This window comes from Paenibacillus sp. 32352 (assembly GCF_002042965.1).
Lineage (GTDB): Bacteria > Bacillota > Bacilli > Paenibacillales > NBRC-103111 > Paenibacillus_S > Paenibacillus_S vulneris.
On the sequence record NZ_MZNT01000005.1, the window covers coordinates 376,017 to 393,529 of the forward strand.

Annotated in this window: 13 protein-coding genes; 2 read left to right on the forward strand and 11 right to left on the reverse strand. The window is 48.8% G+C overall.

Features of this window, described 5'->3' with window-relative positions; genetic code table 11:
- Window positions 1-169 precede the first annotated feature (169 nt).
- Window positions 170-985 carry a hydroxyethylthiazole kinase gene (gene thiM / locus B1728_RS14785; protein WP_079910986.1) on the forward strand — a complete coding sequence of 272 codons (816 nt, stop codon included), beginning with the start codon at window positions 170-172 and terminating at the stop codon, window positions 983-985.
- Between the two features lie 140 nt (window positions 986-1,125).
- The gene (locus B1728_RS14790) at window positions 1,126-1,626 is read left to right on the forward strand and encodes a metal-dependent hydrolase (RefSeq protein ID WP_079910987.1); all 501 of its coding nucleotides are present in this window, start codon (window positions 1,126-1,128) and stop codon (window positions 1,624-1,626) included.
- Window positions 1,627-1,797: 171 nt separating this feature from the next.
- Here B1728_RS14790 and B1728_RS14795 read toward each other — a convergent pair whose 3' ends face one another.
- The 11 genes from B1728_RS14795 to B1728_RS14850 form a co-directional block, all read right to left on the reverse strand.
- Complete coding sequence (locus tag B1728_RS14795) at window positions 1,798-2,328, reverse strand: C40 family peptidase (RefSeq protein ID WP_079910988.1); 531 nt, start codon at window positions 2,326-2,328, stop codon at window positions 1,798-1,800.
- Window positions 2,329-2,596: 268 nt separating this feature from the next.
- Window positions 2,597-3,247, reverse strand: coding sequence for a TVP38/TMEM64 family protein (locus B1728_RS14800; RefSeq protein WP_079910989.1), 651 nt, complete (start codon window positions 3,245-3,247; stop codon window positions 2,597-2,599).
- 70 nt (window positions 3,248-3,317) lie between these two features.
- Window positions 3,318-4,742, reverse strand: coding sequence for a HAMP domain-containing sensor histidine kinase (locus tag B1728_RS14805; protein ID WP_306293527.1), 1,425 nt, complete (start codon window positions 4,740-4,742; stop codon window positions 3,318-3,320).
- The gene (locus B1728_RS14810; RefSeq protein ID WP_079910990.1) at window positions 4,739-5,416 is read right to left on the reverse strand and encodes a response regulator transcription factor; all 678 of its coding nucleotides are present in this window, start codon (window positions 5,414-5,416) and stop codon (window positions 4,739-4,741) included. Before B1728_RS14810 ends, B1728_RS14805 begins: the two co-directional genes overlap by 4 nt.
- 55 nt (window positions 5,417-5,471) lie before the next feature.
- On the reverse strand, window positions 5,472-6,086 hold the full coding sequence (locus tag B1728_RS14815; protein ID WP_079910991.1) for a DedA family protein: 615 nt from the start codon (window positions 6,084-6,086) through the stop codon (window positions 5,472-5,474).
- 238 nt (window positions 6,087-6,324) lie between these two features.
- The gene (locus B1728_RS14820; protein WP_079910992.1) at window positions 6,325-8,880 is read right to left on the reverse strand and encodes a glycosyl hydrolase family 95 catalytic domain-containing protein; all 2,556 of its coding nucleotides are present in this window, start codon (window positions 8,878-8,880) and stop codon (window positions 6,325-6,327) included.
- A gap of 218 nt (window positions 8,881-9,098) precedes the next feature.
- On the reverse strand, window positions 9,099-10,577 hold the full coding sequence (locus B1728_RS14825) for an Lsa family ABC-F type ribosomal protection protein (protein WP_079910993.1): 1,479 nt from the start codon (window positions 10,575-10,577) through the stop codon (window positions 9,099-9,101).
- An 859-nt stretch (window positions 10,578-11,436) separates the two neighbouring features.
- The gene (locus B1728_RS14835) at window positions 11,437-12,969 is read right to left on the reverse strand and encodes a hypothetical protein (protein WP_079910995.1); all 1,533 of its coding nucleotides are present in this window, start codon (window positions 12,967-12,969) and stop codon (window positions 11,437-11,439) included.
- A gap of 928 nt (window positions 12,970-13,897) precedes the next feature.
- Window positions 13,898-15,352 carry a hypothetical protein gene (locus B1728_RS14840; protein WP_079910996.1) on the reverse strand — a complete coding sequence of 485 codons (1,455 nt, stop codon included), beginning with the start codon at window positions 15,350-15,352 and terminating at the stop codon, window positions 13,898-13,900.
- Window positions 15,353-15,542: 190 nt separating this feature from the next.
- Window positions 15,543-16,391, reverse strand: coding sequence for a hypothetical protein (locus B1728_RS14845; protein WP_079910997.1), 849 nt, complete (start codon window positions 16,389-16,391; stop codon window positions 15,543-15,545).
- A gap of 54 nt (window positions 16,392-16,445) precedes the next feature.
- Window positions 16,446-17,501, reverse strand: coding sequence for a tartrate dehydrogenase (locus tag B1728_RS14850; RefSeq protein WP_079910998.1), 1,056 nt, complete (start codon window positions 17,499-17,501; stop codon window positions 16,446-16,448).
- Between the last annotated feature and the right edge of the window lie 12 nt (window positions 17,502-17,513).

The window sequence follows — 17,513 nt, forward strand, 5'->3', positions numbered from 1 at the left end:
TCTATCCAACTATAAAACCCTTAATGCCGCTCCGCTCGGCCCCTTTCAAGTTCTTCGCACATCGGTATTCGTTAATGTTAAAATAGATAAAGAGTTCCAACACCCCCATGCAAAATCCCGCGATCCGATGTACCTCATCGGGATTGGGAAAGATAAGGAGATCAAATCAATGGACAAGCAGAACATAATCCATACCTTGGACAAGGTGAGAGCCTCCAGTCCTTTGGTACACAATATTACGAATGTGGTCGTAACCCAGTTTACGGCAAACGGCCTGCTGGCCTTGGGGGCTTCCCCTGTTATGGCTTACGCCAAAGAAGAAGTCGCAGATATGGCCCGCATAGCCGGGGCATTGGTGCTGAACATCGGAACCTTGGACGAGACGGTGGTGGAAGCTATGCTCATAGCGGGACGTTCCGCGAACGAGCATCAGGTTCCGGTTATTTTTGACCCCGTTGGCGCCGGAGCCACTCCTTACCGGACGGAAACATCCCGCCGGATCATGAAGGAGCTCAAGGTATCCATCCTGCGCGGGAATGCCGCAGAGATCGCCAACGTCATCGGCGAAGCGTGGAATATCAAGGGCGTTGACGCTGCGGGAGAAACGACCGAGGATATCGGCTCGCTCGCGATGCGTGCTGCGCAAGCTTTCGGTTGTATCGTTGTCGTTACGGGCGCAGATGATTATGTCAGCAACGGCAGTGCCACCTATAAGATCAGCGGGGGGACACCGCTGCTGACTCGGGTTACGGGAACAGGCTGCCTGCTGACTTCCATCATCGGTGCATTCGCAGCTGTGGAACCTGATTATATGCTCGCTGCGGTCTCCGCATTATCCTTCTACAGCGCGGCAGCAGATGCCGCGGTTCAAGCCTCCGCAGCTGACAAGCCCGGGACGTTCCAAACGGAACTATTGAATCAGCTGTACCAGATGAACGGGACGGAATGGAGCAAGTATCTATCGGTCAGCCAAATCAACGGATAATCCTCAGATCAAGTTATCTTTAGAAAAACTAAGTCTAGAGAACGATGCGCCCTCCGCTGTTTTATGATATTCTGGGTTGGTTATACGAACGTATGTACGCCAGTCTGACATCTTAGAACTGAATCGGAGGGTTAATCATCATGCTTCAACGAACACATGGAGTAGCGGGAGTCGTAGCCGCGGAATGCGTGCTGCAGTACTTCCATATTCCGCTATGGTCATGGGAGACGGCCGGAGCCGTCCTTCTGGGCTGCTTTGCAGGTCCCCTTGCCGATATCGACAAGCCGGGATCGGTTATGGCCAAATTATTTTTTCCGCTATCCGCCTTGTTAAAAGCCTTGCATATTCATCACCGTACCTTGACACATTCCATTCTGTTCATGGCATTGCTAGCGCTTGCGGCAGAGCCTACGAACCCGTTGTATTATTGGACATTCTTATTAGCTTATGCCTCCCATCCATTCATCGATTTATTTAACGAGCAAGGAGTCGCGCTGCTATGGCCCATCCGCAAAAAAATCCGGCTGCTGCCCAAGTTTCTGGCTATTGACACAGGGTCCCGCGCGGAGGATGTGTTTCGTTTGGTGCTGGTCGGCATAGGGCTGTGGCTTGTCATTCGCTACGCACTTGCCGGCATGTAGCCGGCAAGCCAATCGCAAAAAGAAGAGCGAACATGAGGTACGTACCAGTACCTGTTCGCTCTCTTATTATTCACAGAAACGCCGACAAGGCTGCCGATCCTGACCGGCAACCTCGTCTTCATTGATCCTATTTGATTGTTAACTTCTTGCAAATGAGATTGTCGGCAATTTTTAGCTATGAAGAATTCTTTTGGCGTACACCAGCTTGTTGGCAAACCATGTTCCTTCCATCGGCTCAAAGGTGACTTTGCCTCGTCCTCCGCCTTCCTGAAGGACATAGTGCTTGCCGTTAATTTCTCCCGCGTACAGACCTACATGAGCGCCGCCGCCTGCATCCTCCGAATTAGCGAAGAACAGCAGGTCGCCGACCTTCAGATTTTTGAATTTATTATGTTTATCGATGGGAACCGGAGTACCTAACGAGGTCGTGTAACGCTGCTGTCTGGATGAGCTGCTGAACTTAATGCCAAGCGCTTTGTTGTATACCCAAGCGGTAAAATTCGAGCAATCGAAACCAACGCCCGGCTTCATCGTTCCATATTTCCAAGGGACTCCCAGCTGCGTTTTCCCTACTTCAATGAGCTTCTTCTGCTGTGCAGTTACGGATTGCTGCGAGGTAGCTGTTGCTGCTGTTGCTGAAACCGTTCCCAGAGAACTAAACATCAAAGCGGCGGCCACCATAAGCGACATGATTTTCTTCATTCATTCATCTCCTCACTAGATATCATGGTTTTCAGTAGAGCAGAGCGGAGAATGTACATTCTCTTCCATCATCCTGCGATCGCGTCTTCCCAACTGCCGCATGATATTGTACCGAGTCAGTACCGGCAGATAACCTCTCTTATGTATCTCCCTCCTTCCGCTCGTTAAGTATAGTTTAGTAAAATGAGATTTTAATGAGAAACTTGGGACCCGCAGGATGGTAATGTGTGCCATAGCTTGGAGGGGGCCGATTCGATAATGGAAGGAATCATACGGTTTCCTTTCTTTTTTTGACATAGAGACCGATGGCATAGAGTGCAACAAATACAACGCCTCCGATAATCCCCCATTTTAACGAGCCCTGCCTGACGCCGGCGTAAAGGCTGCTCACGGCAATGGTATAGGGTAGGATGCCTACGGCCGTTGTCCATATAAAAACCCATAGCTTCACCTGTAATAGCCCCGCAGTATAATTCACCAGATGATACGGTACCAGCGGAACAAACCTGAGGAGCAGCAGTCCGAAGGTTTCCTGCTTATGTAACAGCTCCTTCACTTTATCCAGGAAGGGACGCGCCAGCTGCCCAAAGAAGGGTCTGGTGATCCACTTCGCCAAATACATAGCGCCAATAGCCCCCAAAAGCCCGCCGACCCAGGAATAGACACCGCCCCATACCGGGCCGTAAATTTCCATCAGGACGATCGAGGTGAACTCTCCGGGGACCGGCAAAATATTGACTATCGTTTGAATAACGACGCCAATGAGAATTCCTGGCACCCCCATTTGGCGGATCGATCTAAGCATGCGCTGCGCTGCCCCAATATGCAGCAAATATAAATAAAAGGCGATAACTGCAAGGATAAGCACGATACTAATCACACTAATAAGCCGCGTACGGGTTGACGGCTGCTGTTTCATAGACAGGTTCACCTCATTCAGGCAATCATTGCCTTTATGGTTTCCCGATCAGCAATCTTCATTCCCCCCGTTATCCTTCACTTATAGGAACAACTAACGGAAACGACAGGGTGACCGCGGTTCCTTCCTTCTCCCGGCTGTCTATCGTAATCCCACCGCCGTTACGCTCCACCAGGCGCTTGGCAATCGCCAGGCCTAAGCCTGTCCCGCCCTGCTCCCGGCTTCTTGCCTTGTCCACCCGATAAAACCGGTCGAACACGTGAGGCAATTCCTCCGAAGGAATCCCCATTCCCTGATCGCGGACTTCCACGAGCATGCTGTCGTCTTGTATCCTGCCATGTAAGGTGATCGTCGTGCCATAGGCGGAATATTTCACAGCATTGTCTAGCAGAATAAGCAGCACTTGCTCCAAATGCTGCGGCACTACCTTGATCATGATCTCATCGCTTATCGAACCAAGCTCGATTACAAACTGCTTTTCGGGATGGAGTACCGCAAATCGCTTGACTGTCCGCTCCAGCAAGCGTACCGGCTTCAGCCATGCTATCTCCTCCGAAGGAAGCTCGTTTTCCGAACGGGTAAGGGTAAGCAGCTCTTGTACGATCCCTTCCAGCCTATGCAGTTCTTGCAGCGAAGCCATTAACGATTTGTCGAGAATCTCGGGGTCGTTTTTTCCCCAGCGGTCGAGCAGAGAGAGATGACCCTTCATAATAGCGATCGGAGTGCGCAGCTCGTGGGAAGCATCCTCGACGAACTGTTTTTGCTGCTTGAAGGAGGTTTCCAATTCACTCATCAGATCATTGAATAATGCGGCAAGCCGGCTCAGCTCGTCCTTTGCTTGATGCTGCTCAACCCGCTCGTGAAGTCCTTTTTGTTTCACATTTCGTATGGCGTCAGCCAATGACTGCACCGGTTTGAGAAATTGGTTAACCAATAGATAGCCGCCAAGCGCACTTAACAGAACGGAGCTGCAGCCCGCCAAGATCATCACCCAAAAAATCATGGCCGAAAATTGATCAAACGTCTCCAAATTGTTTACGATTTCAATCGTACCGCGAAAATCACCGGAAATCAGCGGACTTCGCATAACCAGAAGGTGATCCTCAAAATGCCAGGCGCTAAGAAGGATGTCCCGATCCGTCGTTTCAGGAGTCACATAGGATTCGGGCAGCTGGTCAGTCACGGTTACGATGGGATCTCCTTGCCGATTGAGAATTCGGATCAATTGATTCTTCTCATTCAGCTTTTCCAAAAAGTAGATGCTGTTGCTGATTTTATTTTCATTGAGCGGACCTTTTTCCTGAAAATAGTCCACCAGCTGGGCCATCGTTTTTTGAATGGAGGCTTTCTCCTGCTTGACCATCCATTGATGAACGGCCGCATACTGGGCAAAATTGTACGCCGTGAATAAGACGATAAGCATAAACGAAGACCATAGCACCATTTTCCACCTGATAGTCAGCCCGGAAATCCATTGCCGAATCGTTCTCATCATCTCATCACATATCCGATTCCCCGTACAGTTTCGATAAAACGGTTCCTCCCGTTCGGGTCCAGCTTATTTCTCAAATAACGGACATATACATCCACCACGTTCGTCTCCACTTCAGAATCAAACCCCCATACCTTCTCTAACAGCACGTCGCGGCTCATCACAATGTTCGGGTTTTGAACGAAAATAGCGAGCAGATCGAACTCCCGCTTCGTCAGCTCGATCGGTTCGTCTCCTCTCATTACTCGCCGCGCTTCCAAATCGACCACGATATCGTCGAAGGAAATCAGCTGCCGGGCTTCAGGCTCATCCGCCATATCTACTCTGCGAAGCAATGAACGCATCCGGGCCAGCAATTCCTCGATCGCAAAAGGCTTCGGAATATAATCATCGGCACCGCTATCCAGCCCCGATACCCGGTCAACAACGCTATCTCTAGCGGTTAACATAATAATCGGCGTATTTTTGACGGAGCGGACCCGGCGGCATACTTCCAGACCATCCAAGCCAGGCAGCATAATATCAAGGAGGATCATGTCCCATTCCTGACCCAGCGCCAGCTCTACTCCCTCCCGCCCGTCGTTAGCAACCGTAACGGAAAAAGCTTCGTGCTGAAGCTCCAGCTCGATAAACATCGCCAGATTTTTCTCATCTTCAATAAGCAGCACTTTCTTCATCCTTCAGCTCTTCCTTTGCATCTTCATTCGATGTGGCCATCGGCATCCAAATGCCTTAAGCTCTTTTATTCTTGACCGGCTTTACCTTAAAGACGGAGGTTTTGTAACAGATTACGGCAGCGCCAAGAAGCAGCAGGAACAGTGCTACCGGAAGGGGATGATGGGCGAGCTTGAGCAAAGAATGCCAATACTGCCCCAGTCTCTGGCCTGCAAAAGTAAACATGCCGACGAAGCCAAGGCTGCCGAGAAGGGTCGCACCAAGGAACGAAGCAAGCCGCATTCGTCCCGCTCCGGCAATAAAAGGAGCAAGATGACGCAAACCAACTACAAAAAAGCCGCTGACGATGAAAATCGGCCCCAGCGTTTCGTATTTCGCCGACCATCGGTTCCATTTGTCCTCTGTAAGATGAATCCATCGTGTGACCCGGCTTATTCTAAGGAGGCCAACATAGCGTCCTAGCGTATAATTCGTGAGCATACCCAATACAGTACCTATCCAGGCAAAGGCGATAATGCCCTCCATCGACAGATGAGTCTGGGCTGTTATCGACCCGGCGAACAAGAGCAGAAATTCAATAGGGATCGGCAAGCCTATAATACCTAAAGCCATGGACAGCAGAACGGCTGCATAGCCATAATGCTGAATGAATGCCAACAGGAACTCCCTCATTGTGCGTTCCTCCTTCCTCTGTCCATCCAGTATAGATCACTAATATGAAAAACTGATGAGAAATCCTGAGTCGAACCCAATGCAGTTATTTTTCCATGATTAGCTCCCATTATGCTCCAAACCAAACTTGTCGGAGGACAGAAAAAAAGCCGCCCGATTCTACAGGCAGCCTAGTGTTATAATCTTATAAATTTTATGTTGATATGATAAAATCGCGCGCGCTTCTTGGCAGCTAAACTTATGTCGGAAGCAATTCGACTTCATCGCCCTGCCTGGTTTCGAAAATCAAGAGCGAGCCTTCCAGCGTCACCGTCTGCCCCCCCTTATAAGCTAAGGTGACCGCAGCTTCACCCCAAGGATTTCTAATACGGCAGGTTCCTCCGAGCGTCGATCGAAGATGCACAAACGCTACGTTTCCGCGGCGTATGGAGGAGGTTACATTAAAGCCTCCGCGGCACCATAAGGAGAAATCCGCTTCCCAATCCGCGGGGCATGCGGGGAAGAGACGAATCACAGGGTCCTTGCCCGGTCCGGCCGGCAGACTTTGGCAAAGCGCCGCTTGTAAGGCCGCCGCGGCATTCCCTAACCGTTGGATGCTAATGCAATTAACTCCCTCACGAACGGTTAGCCGATTCTCAAAGTGCTTCACCCTGCCTGTATCTGCAAAATAGCAATAATCCCGCTCCGCGTTGACGCAGTCCAATTGTGCCAATGTCACCTGCTTAAAGGGCTCCGCCAGACCCAAGTGTGCAAGCACCCGTCCAGTCCCTGACATTTCATGTGCCGCCCGGCTCCAATCCTGGCCGATAGTATTCTCGTAGTACTTGATCGTAGCCATAGTGGTTTCAAACATGTCCGGATCTTCATGCGCGGTCTCAAGCGAGGATAGATCGCCAAAACGTCCCGGCTTCAAATCGATATGGCTCTTGTTATCCAGCACCGGCCCGATGGCTCCGACCCAAACAGCCGGCTCACCCTCCCCGGTTCTTAACACGGCATCGGGATGGTCGCTTCGCGGCAGAGGAGCAAGGTTGTCATACAGCTCCTGCCAAACCGGTCTCAGTTCCTCATCCACGTTCAATAGCTCCGCGGCCTTCAGCAAAATCGGAAAGATCGTATGCATCGCCGCCATGGAATCCATCGTATCGGTACCGTCATAATATTTTTCATCACTAGTCGTATGATACATGTGATAGGTTCCGTCCTCATCCTTCTGCAAATGAGGAAAATGGCGGAAAAACTCGGCGGTCCCTTTGATGATAGGATAAGCCCGCTCCCGCAGCCAGGCTTCATCTTGGGTATATTCGTAGTACAGCCAGTAATGATAGGCAATCCCGGCTTGGGTGCCGAACATATGGGTCGTAAAGCCGTAAGGGCCGAAGCCGCGCTCTACATACTCAAATTGGCCGTTCACATACTTCTCGAGATATCTCCAGTTCCAGCGGCTTTCGTGAGGCCGCTTGGTGTCGGCGAATGCCCGGAATCGGTCGGACATTTGATCCCATGGCTTCCGGAGCAGGTAAAGCTCCCTCATCTCCTCCGCGATATCCTCGGGCAGCTCCTCCATTCCGTTAAAGGTGACCACTTCAGGAATATAGATGCCCTGGCTTCCCCACTGCTGCTCCGCCGCTTTGGCACATGAATCATACATCCCCGAATACATATGGAAATATGGCTGAAACAGTTCATAGTGCCCAGACGGAAGCACGGCGTTATAATACAGATTCATATTGTTCCACCAGTGCATGGCACCCCAATGCCTAAGATCTCCGCGGGGACTGAGCAGCATCCCTCCAAAATTCGGCGGGTACTTCGATCCCCTGGAGTTGGACGCCATCAAGTACAAATAATAGGTGTAGTGAAGTTCTATCCGTTCTGCTGCACCGTCTTCGCTGCTTAAGCGGATATAGGAGGTTTCCCAAAACCGGTTCCACCAGACTTTATGCTCCTGCAGCAAACGGTCGTATCCTGTTTGCATTGCCTGCTGTACTTGTCCTGCAGCCGCAGCAATGACATCCTCCGCTTCGTCAAAGCTGGCAGCGCTGCCGATGAATATTTCGAATGCTCCCCGACCGGGCTTCACACATAGGCGCATCTCAGTCTCATTAGGCTGGCCGATAACCTGACTCTTCCGGTATTGCTGGACCGGCTCCCGTCCTCCCAATTCGTCGTTCATCCGCGCTCTGGCTTCCCGCCCATGAATCCCGATCACAACGGCAGAGCTGCAGTGATAGCCTCCTTCCCGAAACACCTGCTTGAGTACGATCAGGTCACCCGCCATGCTCAGGGTCGATACAGCCGAATGATTCTTGGTGACGACCTCCGCAGGACGCAGCATTTTCAGCTTAATGTTGATCCCCTGGGGGTCCACCCTCTCGTCAACCACTCGGATACCGAAGGCATCCTGGTGAGCAGAGGCAAATGCTTCTGCCTTGACCCCCTTTCCCTGAATCGTTGCGGTACCCTCATATACGCTCAGATGCTGCCTAATACTCCCATCCTTAAATACGTCATCCCCATAATCGACAAAATCAATATCCACAAAGGCGCATCCATAGGCATAATCCATGTGCCTTTGATTAAAGCTGCTCGTATGACAATCATTAGCGTATACATCCGCCCGGTTGACCTGGAATTTCAATGCAGACGGTGATGTCCACAGAAGGCTTCCCATTCTGCCGTTGCCTAATGGCAGTCCGCCTTCACTTCGCTTTACGGTATGCTCATAATGCAAGTCTGCACGGCAGACAAGCTCGCGATAAGGTATAGCTGCTGCGTCGACCTTCCTTGTCATTTTAGAACACACTCCTCCTGTACAAAATGATAGCCGCTATTGTATGCGCTTTCCACCATTCCTATTGTAGTACAATCCCATTAGATGGGAATGTCCTATCTAAAGATGTTTTTGTACATTACTAACAACTTTGCTGTTAAAAGCTTGGACTCACGTCTTCCAGGCATGAGGAAGCCTTACTGCAAAGGAGCCCGTCATTCCTGACGGACTCCTTCCATTTAGAGCTCTATAGTCTTGGTGGCGATATGGCTGCAAAATTCCCTGTCATGCTCTACGAATAGAATGGTAGGCGCGTGCTCCAGCAGCAGCTCTTCGATTTGCATGCGTGAGATGACATCAATGAAATTAAGCGGTTCGTCCCAGATGTGCAAATGAACCTTCTCACACAGACTTTTGGCTATCAGCACCTTCTTCTTCTGGCCCCCGCTAAAGGCCGACATATCCTTTTCGAATTGGATTCTGGAGAAATCCAGCTTCCTCAAGATCGATTTAAACAGACTCTCGTCAATCCCGTGGGTTCTGGCGTAGTCCGACAAATTGCCCTTTAAGTGGGAAGTATCCTGAGAAACATAAGATATGGCAAGCTGGCTTCCCTTACGGAAGGTGCCGGAATAATCCATAGGTTCGCCGCAGATCAGCTTGATAATGCTTGATTTACCGGAGCCGTTCGGACCGGAAAGAGCAATTCGTTCTCCTTGCTCGATCGTGAAGCTGATATCCTGGCAAGCCACGCTCTCCCCGTAATAAATCGATACATGCTCCAGTTCGACGAGCTGGTTTTTGTGATAGGCAAGCTGAGAGAGCTTTAAGCTGTCGGAGCTTTCGATATTTTTCAGCAGCTGGGATCTTTCCTCTATGGCCGCTTGCTGTCTCTGCTCGATGGACTTGGAGCGTTTCATCATTTTGGCAGCTTTGTGGCCGACATAGCCTTTATCTACCTTGGAGCCGGAATTACGGGTGCCGTTTTTCGTCTTCTCCACCTCATCCGACCAGTGGCTGGTGCGTCTTGCCGCGTCGGACAACCGTTTGATGTCTTTTCTTAACTTCTCGTTCTCCGCAAGCTCGTATTGGTCCTGCCTCTGCTTGTTTTCCCACCAATCGGTGAAATTCCCTTTTTGAATCTCTATGCTGGTTTTGTTGATGGAAAGAATATGATCGACGCAGTTATCCAGAAACGATCTGTCATGCGATACGAGAATAAACCCGCTTTTGGTTTGAAGATAATCGCTGACAAGCTTTCTGGCGTGCATATCCAGATGGTTAGTCGGTTCGTCAATGAGCAGGAAGCTATTCTCCTTAAGAAACAAGGCCGCCAGCAAAACCTTCGTCTGCTCGCCGTTCGACAAGGAGGCAAAGGAACGATATAACACATCCTCCGAAACCTTCAACAGGGAAAGCTCACGTACCAGCTCCCAATGCTGATAGTCGGGATAGATGTCACTGACGATATCGAGGGTGTTCTGCTCCTTATCCCCCACATGAAACGGGAAATAGTCAAAGCTTACATTAGCCGAGATACGTCCGGTGTATTCGTATTTGCCCAGTAACAGGTTTAAAAACGTCGTCTTGCCCCTGCCGTTTCTTCCTGTAAACCCCAATTTCCAGTTCGTGTCTATTTGTAAGCTTACATTCTCAAATATGTTATCGTAGGTACCCTCATACGCAAACGTCAGATGACTAATTTGGATTAATGACATAAATGGATCATCCTCCTGTATGCCCAAAATAAAAAGCTGCAAGAAAGTTACCCTTCCCGCAGCTCAAATGCATACAACAAATCCAACCCGATCGCAGGGCTAGATAAGGAGATATCGATTGAGTTGAAAGGATAAGTAACTTTCTCGCCAATAACTAATAAACCATCGCTCGTACGGTGGCATTAGTATACTTAGCAGCAAGAAAATTACTTAATCATCCGTTTCAACTCCTGTCATTAATTTACATGCATTGTATCACAGCACTCCGGATCATTTCAACCTGTAAGAAATCCAAATTCGTATGAATCCGGTCTTCTTATACTCTTACTAATAACCATCTCTTAAATAATAAAATCTCTTATGGAGTCCAGAAACCCCTTTACACCAAGCGATGGAAGCGATTTTTGCAGGCAAATACAGAAGAAATCGTGGATAACTAGACGAAAACAGAACCTTTTATCTAATGGCGAGAAGAAAACAGATGAATTATTATACAACAAAACGAATAGACAATTTATCCACCGAATCGCGATGGATTACCTATGATTTCCGATGGTTATCCCCTGTGTACAACTTCTCCCAAGAAGATATTCTGTTTTTATATTGCAGGTCCCTCATCCATGGAGCTCTGGTTATTTTAGATACTCCTATGACGCAGGATATCCTCATCCGTTTATCTGTTTTTATATTCAAAGGGATTGATGATGCCCTCTTTTCCTACGGTTCGAATGCTTAAGTAAGCCGAAGTGAATAAATATTAGATGGGCCTGGAAATAAAAAAAGTCCGGACCCTAAGTTGTCCAGACAGCAAGTGAAGCACGAACAGCCCTCTTTCTTCATGATTTTGAAAAAAAGAGAGCTAGTGACTCGGACTATAAAGTTGTGCTAAGAGCTCCTCCACTTTGAAGCCGTGAGGAACATCGGGGATAGGCTCCCATTTCGGCAATTGCCGGATTTCGTCCAGCATCCATTGCTTTACTTCATGAGGAGCTTCTCGATGCAGCTTCTGGAGAGCTCTCTCTTCTAACATTCGGTACTCCCGGAGGTCTACCTGCAGCTGATAAGCATAGGTATGAATGTCTTCCGCCGCTGCTCTTCCCATCCATCGCTCCAGCTGTTCATTCCCCCGTTTATAACCGACCGGACTCAGTACGGGCATACGGCTGTATTGCCGGACAAGAATAGGCTTGGCCGCCTGGCAGAGCTTGCGGAAGGTGTTGAGATCGAACCGGCTCATCGCCGCCGTAAACTCGGTGGAGCGCCGATTCCAGTCGTCCAGGCTTTTTGGAGCAATGAACGAATAAATCCCTGTTTTCTTGGCGATATCCAAATAAATGGCCATGCCTTTATTGTGAACCTCTTCCTTTATAAAGCGGATAAAGTCCACAGGAAAAACCAGATGCTTGCTGTGCAGCTCTTTTATTTTGAGCAGTACATAGCGTATGAAGGAATGGCTCTTTTTCTTCAAAATATTGACGAGCTGGATGATCGTTTGACCCTCATTATGCTCCTCGAGCTCGCCGATCCCCAGCCTGCTTAGCTGAGCTTTAATGAACGAGGCCACCCGTCGGTAAGTCTTCTTCGGCTTAATCACTTCATGATAGAGAGTACCCTTTTGCTTCGGGATAATAAAATAGGGATTGATGGCATAAGAGGCTTTGTAATAGCCGGTAGAATTGGGCTTGATTATGGAGTTCGGCGCGAACAAAGGCTGCCCGTCCCATACCGGCGTACGGGTTAATACATCCAACAATTGCTGGATCTGATTGAGATTCGTTTTATGCAAATAGCTGTAAAGCCCTCCGTCTTTTCCGTCGGCGCGCAAATTTTTTTCCAGCACCTTGGAGGGGTTGTCGTTTTGCTGCGCGGCACCTTCCAAATACCATTTTTGGGCAGCCAAAGGAAGCTTGTAAAAAGCTTGGGTAAACACCGCAGGAGGCAGCAGGAAATAATAGCCGATCGTTTCCGTATCGTCTTGAAGATATTCGTTTAGCGTGTAATGATAGGTCCCCGTGATTTCATCCTTCACAAGCTGAAGCAAGCCGTGCTCTACGAATTTTTGAAAAGAAACATAGAACTGATCGTTCGTAACCGGCTCTTCAAATAATTCCGCCTGCTTTTGATAAATCCGGTTGCGGTTGCAAAAGTCCAGCTTCCCCTTCGTATTGAAAACCGTCTGGACGGTAATAAAGAGCTGAATATCGGATTTGGTTATATGATGAAGCAGCCTGCCACGGCCGTCTCTTCGGATTTGAAATTGATCCCGGTTATAGTCGTACTGTTCCTCAATTCGTTTGAAGGCATGGAAGAACCGGTAACTGACTGCTACAGGATGGGTTGGCTGGAGGTGGACCCTGCCCTTTGGATTATTTAAGAATGCAAGCTGTTTCAAGCAGGGAAAACCTCCTTTGTCCGTCGTTCACAAATTGCCTTCCCTGCCTCATAGATTTTTATGAAGAGTTTTGGTAGAATAGTAGAAAAGGCAATAGTTAAATAGGCCTCTATACCTTCTGATTTTTTCAGAAAGCTATAGAAGCTGAATGCATGTGGATTCGATCTTTATCGTTGGTAGCGGCAGGGATCGATTCCGGCTTGTCTTTCTTTGAAACCTGAGCATTGGTAGTGCTCGGTGTGAAATGGAATGTTGGTAGCATTCCATTTTGTAAAGCTTCCATGGTATGTGGAGGCTTTTTTTCTTTTATGCTGGTATTTTTATGTTGGTATCATAAAAATAATATTTATCCACATGTGGATAACACAGTATTCGACAAGATCCATTATAGCAACCTTGGTAATATCATGTAAGGGTTCATAGAGTACGCGTATATTGTAAAAAACGTATGATTTCAAGGCGGAAGCCGAGTACGCGTATTTGGTAAAAACCGAATCGCACCTTATATAGCGCGGAATCTATTTCTTTATAGCCATTTGATAAAAAAATATAGCGAAGTATGGTACGTGATTCTTGTAAAAACCAAAGTTGAAGTACGTGTTTTCGGTAAAAATGATAATAAGGTACGCGATTTTCGTAAAAAATATAGCTTTTGGGGCCCCGTTTTCTCTATTCGGTGCCTAAACAGCGGGAGGAAAGCGTTTTAAAGGGTACGCTTATTTAGTAAAAAGCTCATGAAACGGTACGCTAATATGGTAAAAAGCATATTTTCGGTACGTGATTTTGGTAAAAAGCAAAAGCTAGGTACGCTACTTTCTTAAAAACTGGACGCAAAAATCGTAAAAAGATAAAAAAAGAGGGCATGCCCTGGGGCATCCCCTCACTTTTTACATTGATAAAGTACGTCAATATTGTAAAAAGTAAAATGCTATTGAATGAGTGACGGAGTAGACCCCGCTGTAAAAAAGTCGGCTTTTTCCGATTCCGTTACAGGGGTCAGGATGATTTCAAACCCGTTCCCTACCCTCTTATAATCATTTATTAAGATGTTGGCTTCTTTAAATTCCTGGAGGGAAGCATCAATTTGCTTCAGGTTGCTGTCAATGCGTTTGGAACGGAAGCGAATCCGGTCGGAGAAGAAGCTGTACTCAAAATTTTGCTTCATTTTGCGTCCTTGCAGATAAGCATCGAGACGCTCCTTCTGAAAAGCATAGATTAAAATCTTGGACAGCCGGTTCTCCAGACGGTGAATAAAGTGACTGTAGATTTGTACCGTTTGCTTCGTAATGAACTGCTGGTGGAGCGTGTCCGAGAACTTGATCTCGGCATACCGCCGGCCTGTCGCATCTTCCTTCGAAACGATGACATATTCAAATAAGTTGTACAGGAAGGTCGTTTTGGTCTCTTTATTAGGTCCTGTCGTTCTTCCTTCCAGACTGAAGCGGCCGATTTTTTGCAATCGCTTTGTAATTAAATCGTAGGCCTTCTGACTGGTATTCCCGTAGATTCGCGTCAGCAGCGGACGGATATCGAATGCGATGGTTTTGTCCGTGTAAAACCGTTCCGACCGGTGCTCGATGATATGCTCCAGGATCTCTGAATCCGTTTCGTCGAGCAAGAACATTTTATCCAGCTGCACTTCCTCGTTCTCTTCGATGGAGATGAAGGAGCGGAGCACCCGGTTGTCGCTCATTTTATAGTCATCATAAATGATGGTTGCCTTTTGCTCGGAATCGAACAGCACGTTTCCTTTTAATTTGGCTTTCCCGTCGGCAAAAATCGGATTATCAATTAAATCCTTAAAGCGGTGGGTAATCCAGTTGCGGGGCGCATTCTTCAAAAAATCAGCGATGATATACACAAGATCGTTCTCAAATGCTTTCTCAATCTGGTATTGCTGCTTGGATTCCAGATAAGGGTAATCCGTAAGGCGGGTCTCGGTATCATTGGCCCAGGCTTCGATCTCTGCCAGCCGGTTTTGTACGAAGCTGGATTCATCTTTAATATTTTTGAGCATTTCTTTAAAGCCCGCATCGGCGCTTTTGCTGTCGAGGAATTGCAGCAGCACTTCCCGTTCCTCGTGAATACTGGTATTGTTTTTGCTCTCTACCTCTTTTTTCAGCTGCTTATACCAGTTTTTTTTCGTCAGCTGGCGCCGTCTGTGATAGGTAGACTTGATCTCCAGCAAATCGACTACATCATCGTCATTAAAGAAAATATTATTCATAATGTTGCGGATGTAGTTTTCAATCGATAGAGCGGCATCACTATCTTCTTCGTCCTTGTGGATCAGCTTAAGAAGCCGTTCCCTTGTTTTCTCCCCAATAAGAACTAGCAGTTCATCAAATATGAATCGAGGAATTTCTTGTATTTTCACGCTCACGGAATCTCTCCTCCCCCGATCATTTTGGCTACAGCTATTTTATAATTTCCAGCGCAAATAAACAATGGAATTTACCAGAATCGCGCGAGGCTTGTCTGCTATTTTTTCTAGCTCATTCTACTGGGTTACGCTAGCATTATAACAGAACAAGCTCTTCCGGTTCGACGGAAAAGCTTGTCATCTAGTACAGCTATAAATGACATAGAGAGTAACCGAAGCGCTGTCCGCTCAAGCGGCTCAGCAGCTCAGCCGTTCTCTCCCCGCTCAGCAGGCCCGGCTGGTCGATGACAAGCGCGCAATCGCCCGCTCCGAGCGTATGTTGAAAGTCCAGATCCCACAACCCGTAGGACTTGCCTGTATCGGGGTCCTGCCAGGTTGCCGAAGGATTATCCACCCACGCTTCAATAAATGAGGACCAATCGGCCACCTCTTTCCCGCCGTCCCTGGTGACAGGCTCGCAGAAGTTTTCCCCTGCATGGACGGTAAGGGTATCCCCGTAATCTTCAAACCAAAGCCCCTTGCATTCCCCGTACCGGATCAATGTATGATGCTCGTCATAAAAGCCGACGGGCTCAAGCTGCTCGCCGAAGCAAAAGGAATAATATAGAGGACCGGGGACGAAGCGGGTTGGGGAATCAAACGTAAAACGCTCCGAAACCCATCCATTGTCACGCAGCTCCTGGATCAGAACCGGTACGCTGAGCGCATCGCCATCGTAATAGCCCGCCGGAGTACGCCCCCTTCTGCGGTCATGAGCGAAATAGTAGGAATGCGGCACAATCCCTGCCTGCTTGAGGCCGTCGATGAAGGTACGCAGATCCAGCGGATCCGGAAAAGGAATGCCTGCAGCATAGGAAGTCAGCCCATGCTCCTGCACCACGATGCTTTGCCAGAGCTCCCAAAGCGTCGTCTCGGCAATGCAATTGCCCTTCGGCTCCTTCCAGAAGCCGTAACGCAGCAGCTCCCGCTGCAGCTCCTGCAAATCCGGCTTCGGCAAGAGCGGATCGCAGGGAAATACATACATGAAGTGTTCCGACATCAGCTTCCTCCTGCTTTAGCGTCGTTCGGGTTCATGCGGACACCCGCACCCAACTCAACGCTTCAATCTGTTAATGATTTCGTGTGTGACTTGCTTCGTTGTGGAGCTGCCGCCAATATCCTTGGTCTTCACTCCGGACTGTGTCACATCCTCCACGACCTTCAATAGATGCTGGCCCATTTCTTGATGCCCCAGGTGATCCAGCATCATCTTCGCCGTCCAGATTTGGCCGATCGGGTTGGCGATGCCTTGCCCCGCGATGTCCGGAGCCGAGCCATGAACCGGCTCGAACATGGACGGATACTTGCCGTTCAGATTGATATTGGCGGCGGGAGCAATACCGATACTGCCCATAATCGCGGCCCCGATATCCGTAAGAATGTCTCCGAACAGATTGCTGGCTGCAATGACATCAAATGTATGCGGCTTCGTAACGAAGAAGGCGGACAGCGCATCAATATGAACGGATGCTGTCTGTACATGCGGATACGATTGGCTGACCTCTTGAAACACCTGGTCCCAAAACGGCATGGAGTATACAATTCCGTTGGACTTGGTGGCGCTGGTTACGTGGCCCCTTCGTTTCTGCGCCAATTCGAACGCATACCGGATGGCGCGTTCGGTTCCTTTTCGCGTGAACACCGCGTTCTGAATCGCGATTTCGTCATCTCCCTTGTGGATACGTCCACCGATCTCGCTGTACTCGCCCTCGCTATTTTCTCTGACGACCAAGAGGTCAAAATCGTTCGGATTAAGAAGCGGTGAAGCGAGACCGCGAAAATATTTCGCCGGCCGAATGTTAATCACCTGCTCGAACTCCCGCCGAATTTTGATCAACAGCCCCCATAACGATACATGATCCGGTACGCGTCCGGGATCTCCTACGGCGCCAAGAAATATCGCTTCATAATTTTGCAGGATGTCCAGTCCGTCATCCGGCATCATTTGGCCATGCTGCTCGTAATAATCACAGCTCCATGGAAAGTGGGAGTACTTGAATGAGATCCCTCCATGTACTTCTGCCACGGCGTCCAGCACTTCCGTTGCAGCGGGCACAACCTCTTTCCCAATACCGTCACCGGGAATCACAGCAATCTCGTACGTTTTCACTCCAAGCTCACT

Bases quoted from the DNA above. Each gene is read 5' to 3' on its own strand.
- thiM (WP_079910986.1), top strand. From the start codon at position 170: ATGGACAAGCAGAACATAATCCATACCTTGGACAAGGTGAGAGCCTCC.
- B1728_RS14790 (WP_079910987.1), top strand. From the start codon at position 1,126: ATGCTTCAACGAACACATGGAGTAGCGGGAGTCGTAGCCGCGGAATGC.
- B1728_RS14795 (WP_079910988.1), bottom strand. From the start codon at position 2,328: ATGAAGAAAATCATGTCGCTTATGGTGGCCGCCGCTTTGATGTTTAGT.
- B1728_RS14800 (WP_079910989.1), bottom strand. From the start codon at position 3,247: ATGAAACAGCAGCCGTCAACCCGTACGCGGCTTATTAGTGTGATTAGT.
- B1728_RS14805 (WP_306293527.1), bottom strand. From the start codon at position 4,742: ATGATGAGAACGATTCGGCAATGGATTTCCGGGCTGACTATCAGGTGG.
- B1728_RS14810 (WP_079910990.1), bottom strand. From the start codon at position 5,416: ATGAAGAAAGTGCTGCTTATTGAAGATGAGAAAAATCTGGCGATGTTT.
- B1728_RS14815 (WP_079910991.1), bottom strand. From the start codon at position 6,086: ATGAGGGAGTTCCTGTTGGCATTCATTCAGCATTATGGCTATGCAGCC.
- B1728_RS14820 (WP_079910992.1), bottom strand. From the start codon at position 8,880: ATGACAAGGAAGGTCGACGCAGCAGCTATACCTTATCGCGAGCTTGTC.
- B1728_RS14825 (WP_079910993.1), bottom strand. From the start codon at position 10,577: ATGTCATTAATCCAAATTAGTCATCTGACGTTTGCGTATGAGGGTACC.
- B1728_RS14845 (WP_079910997.1), bottom strand. From the start codon at position 16,391: ATGTCGGAACACTTCATGTATGTATTTCCCTGCGATCCGCTCTTGCCG.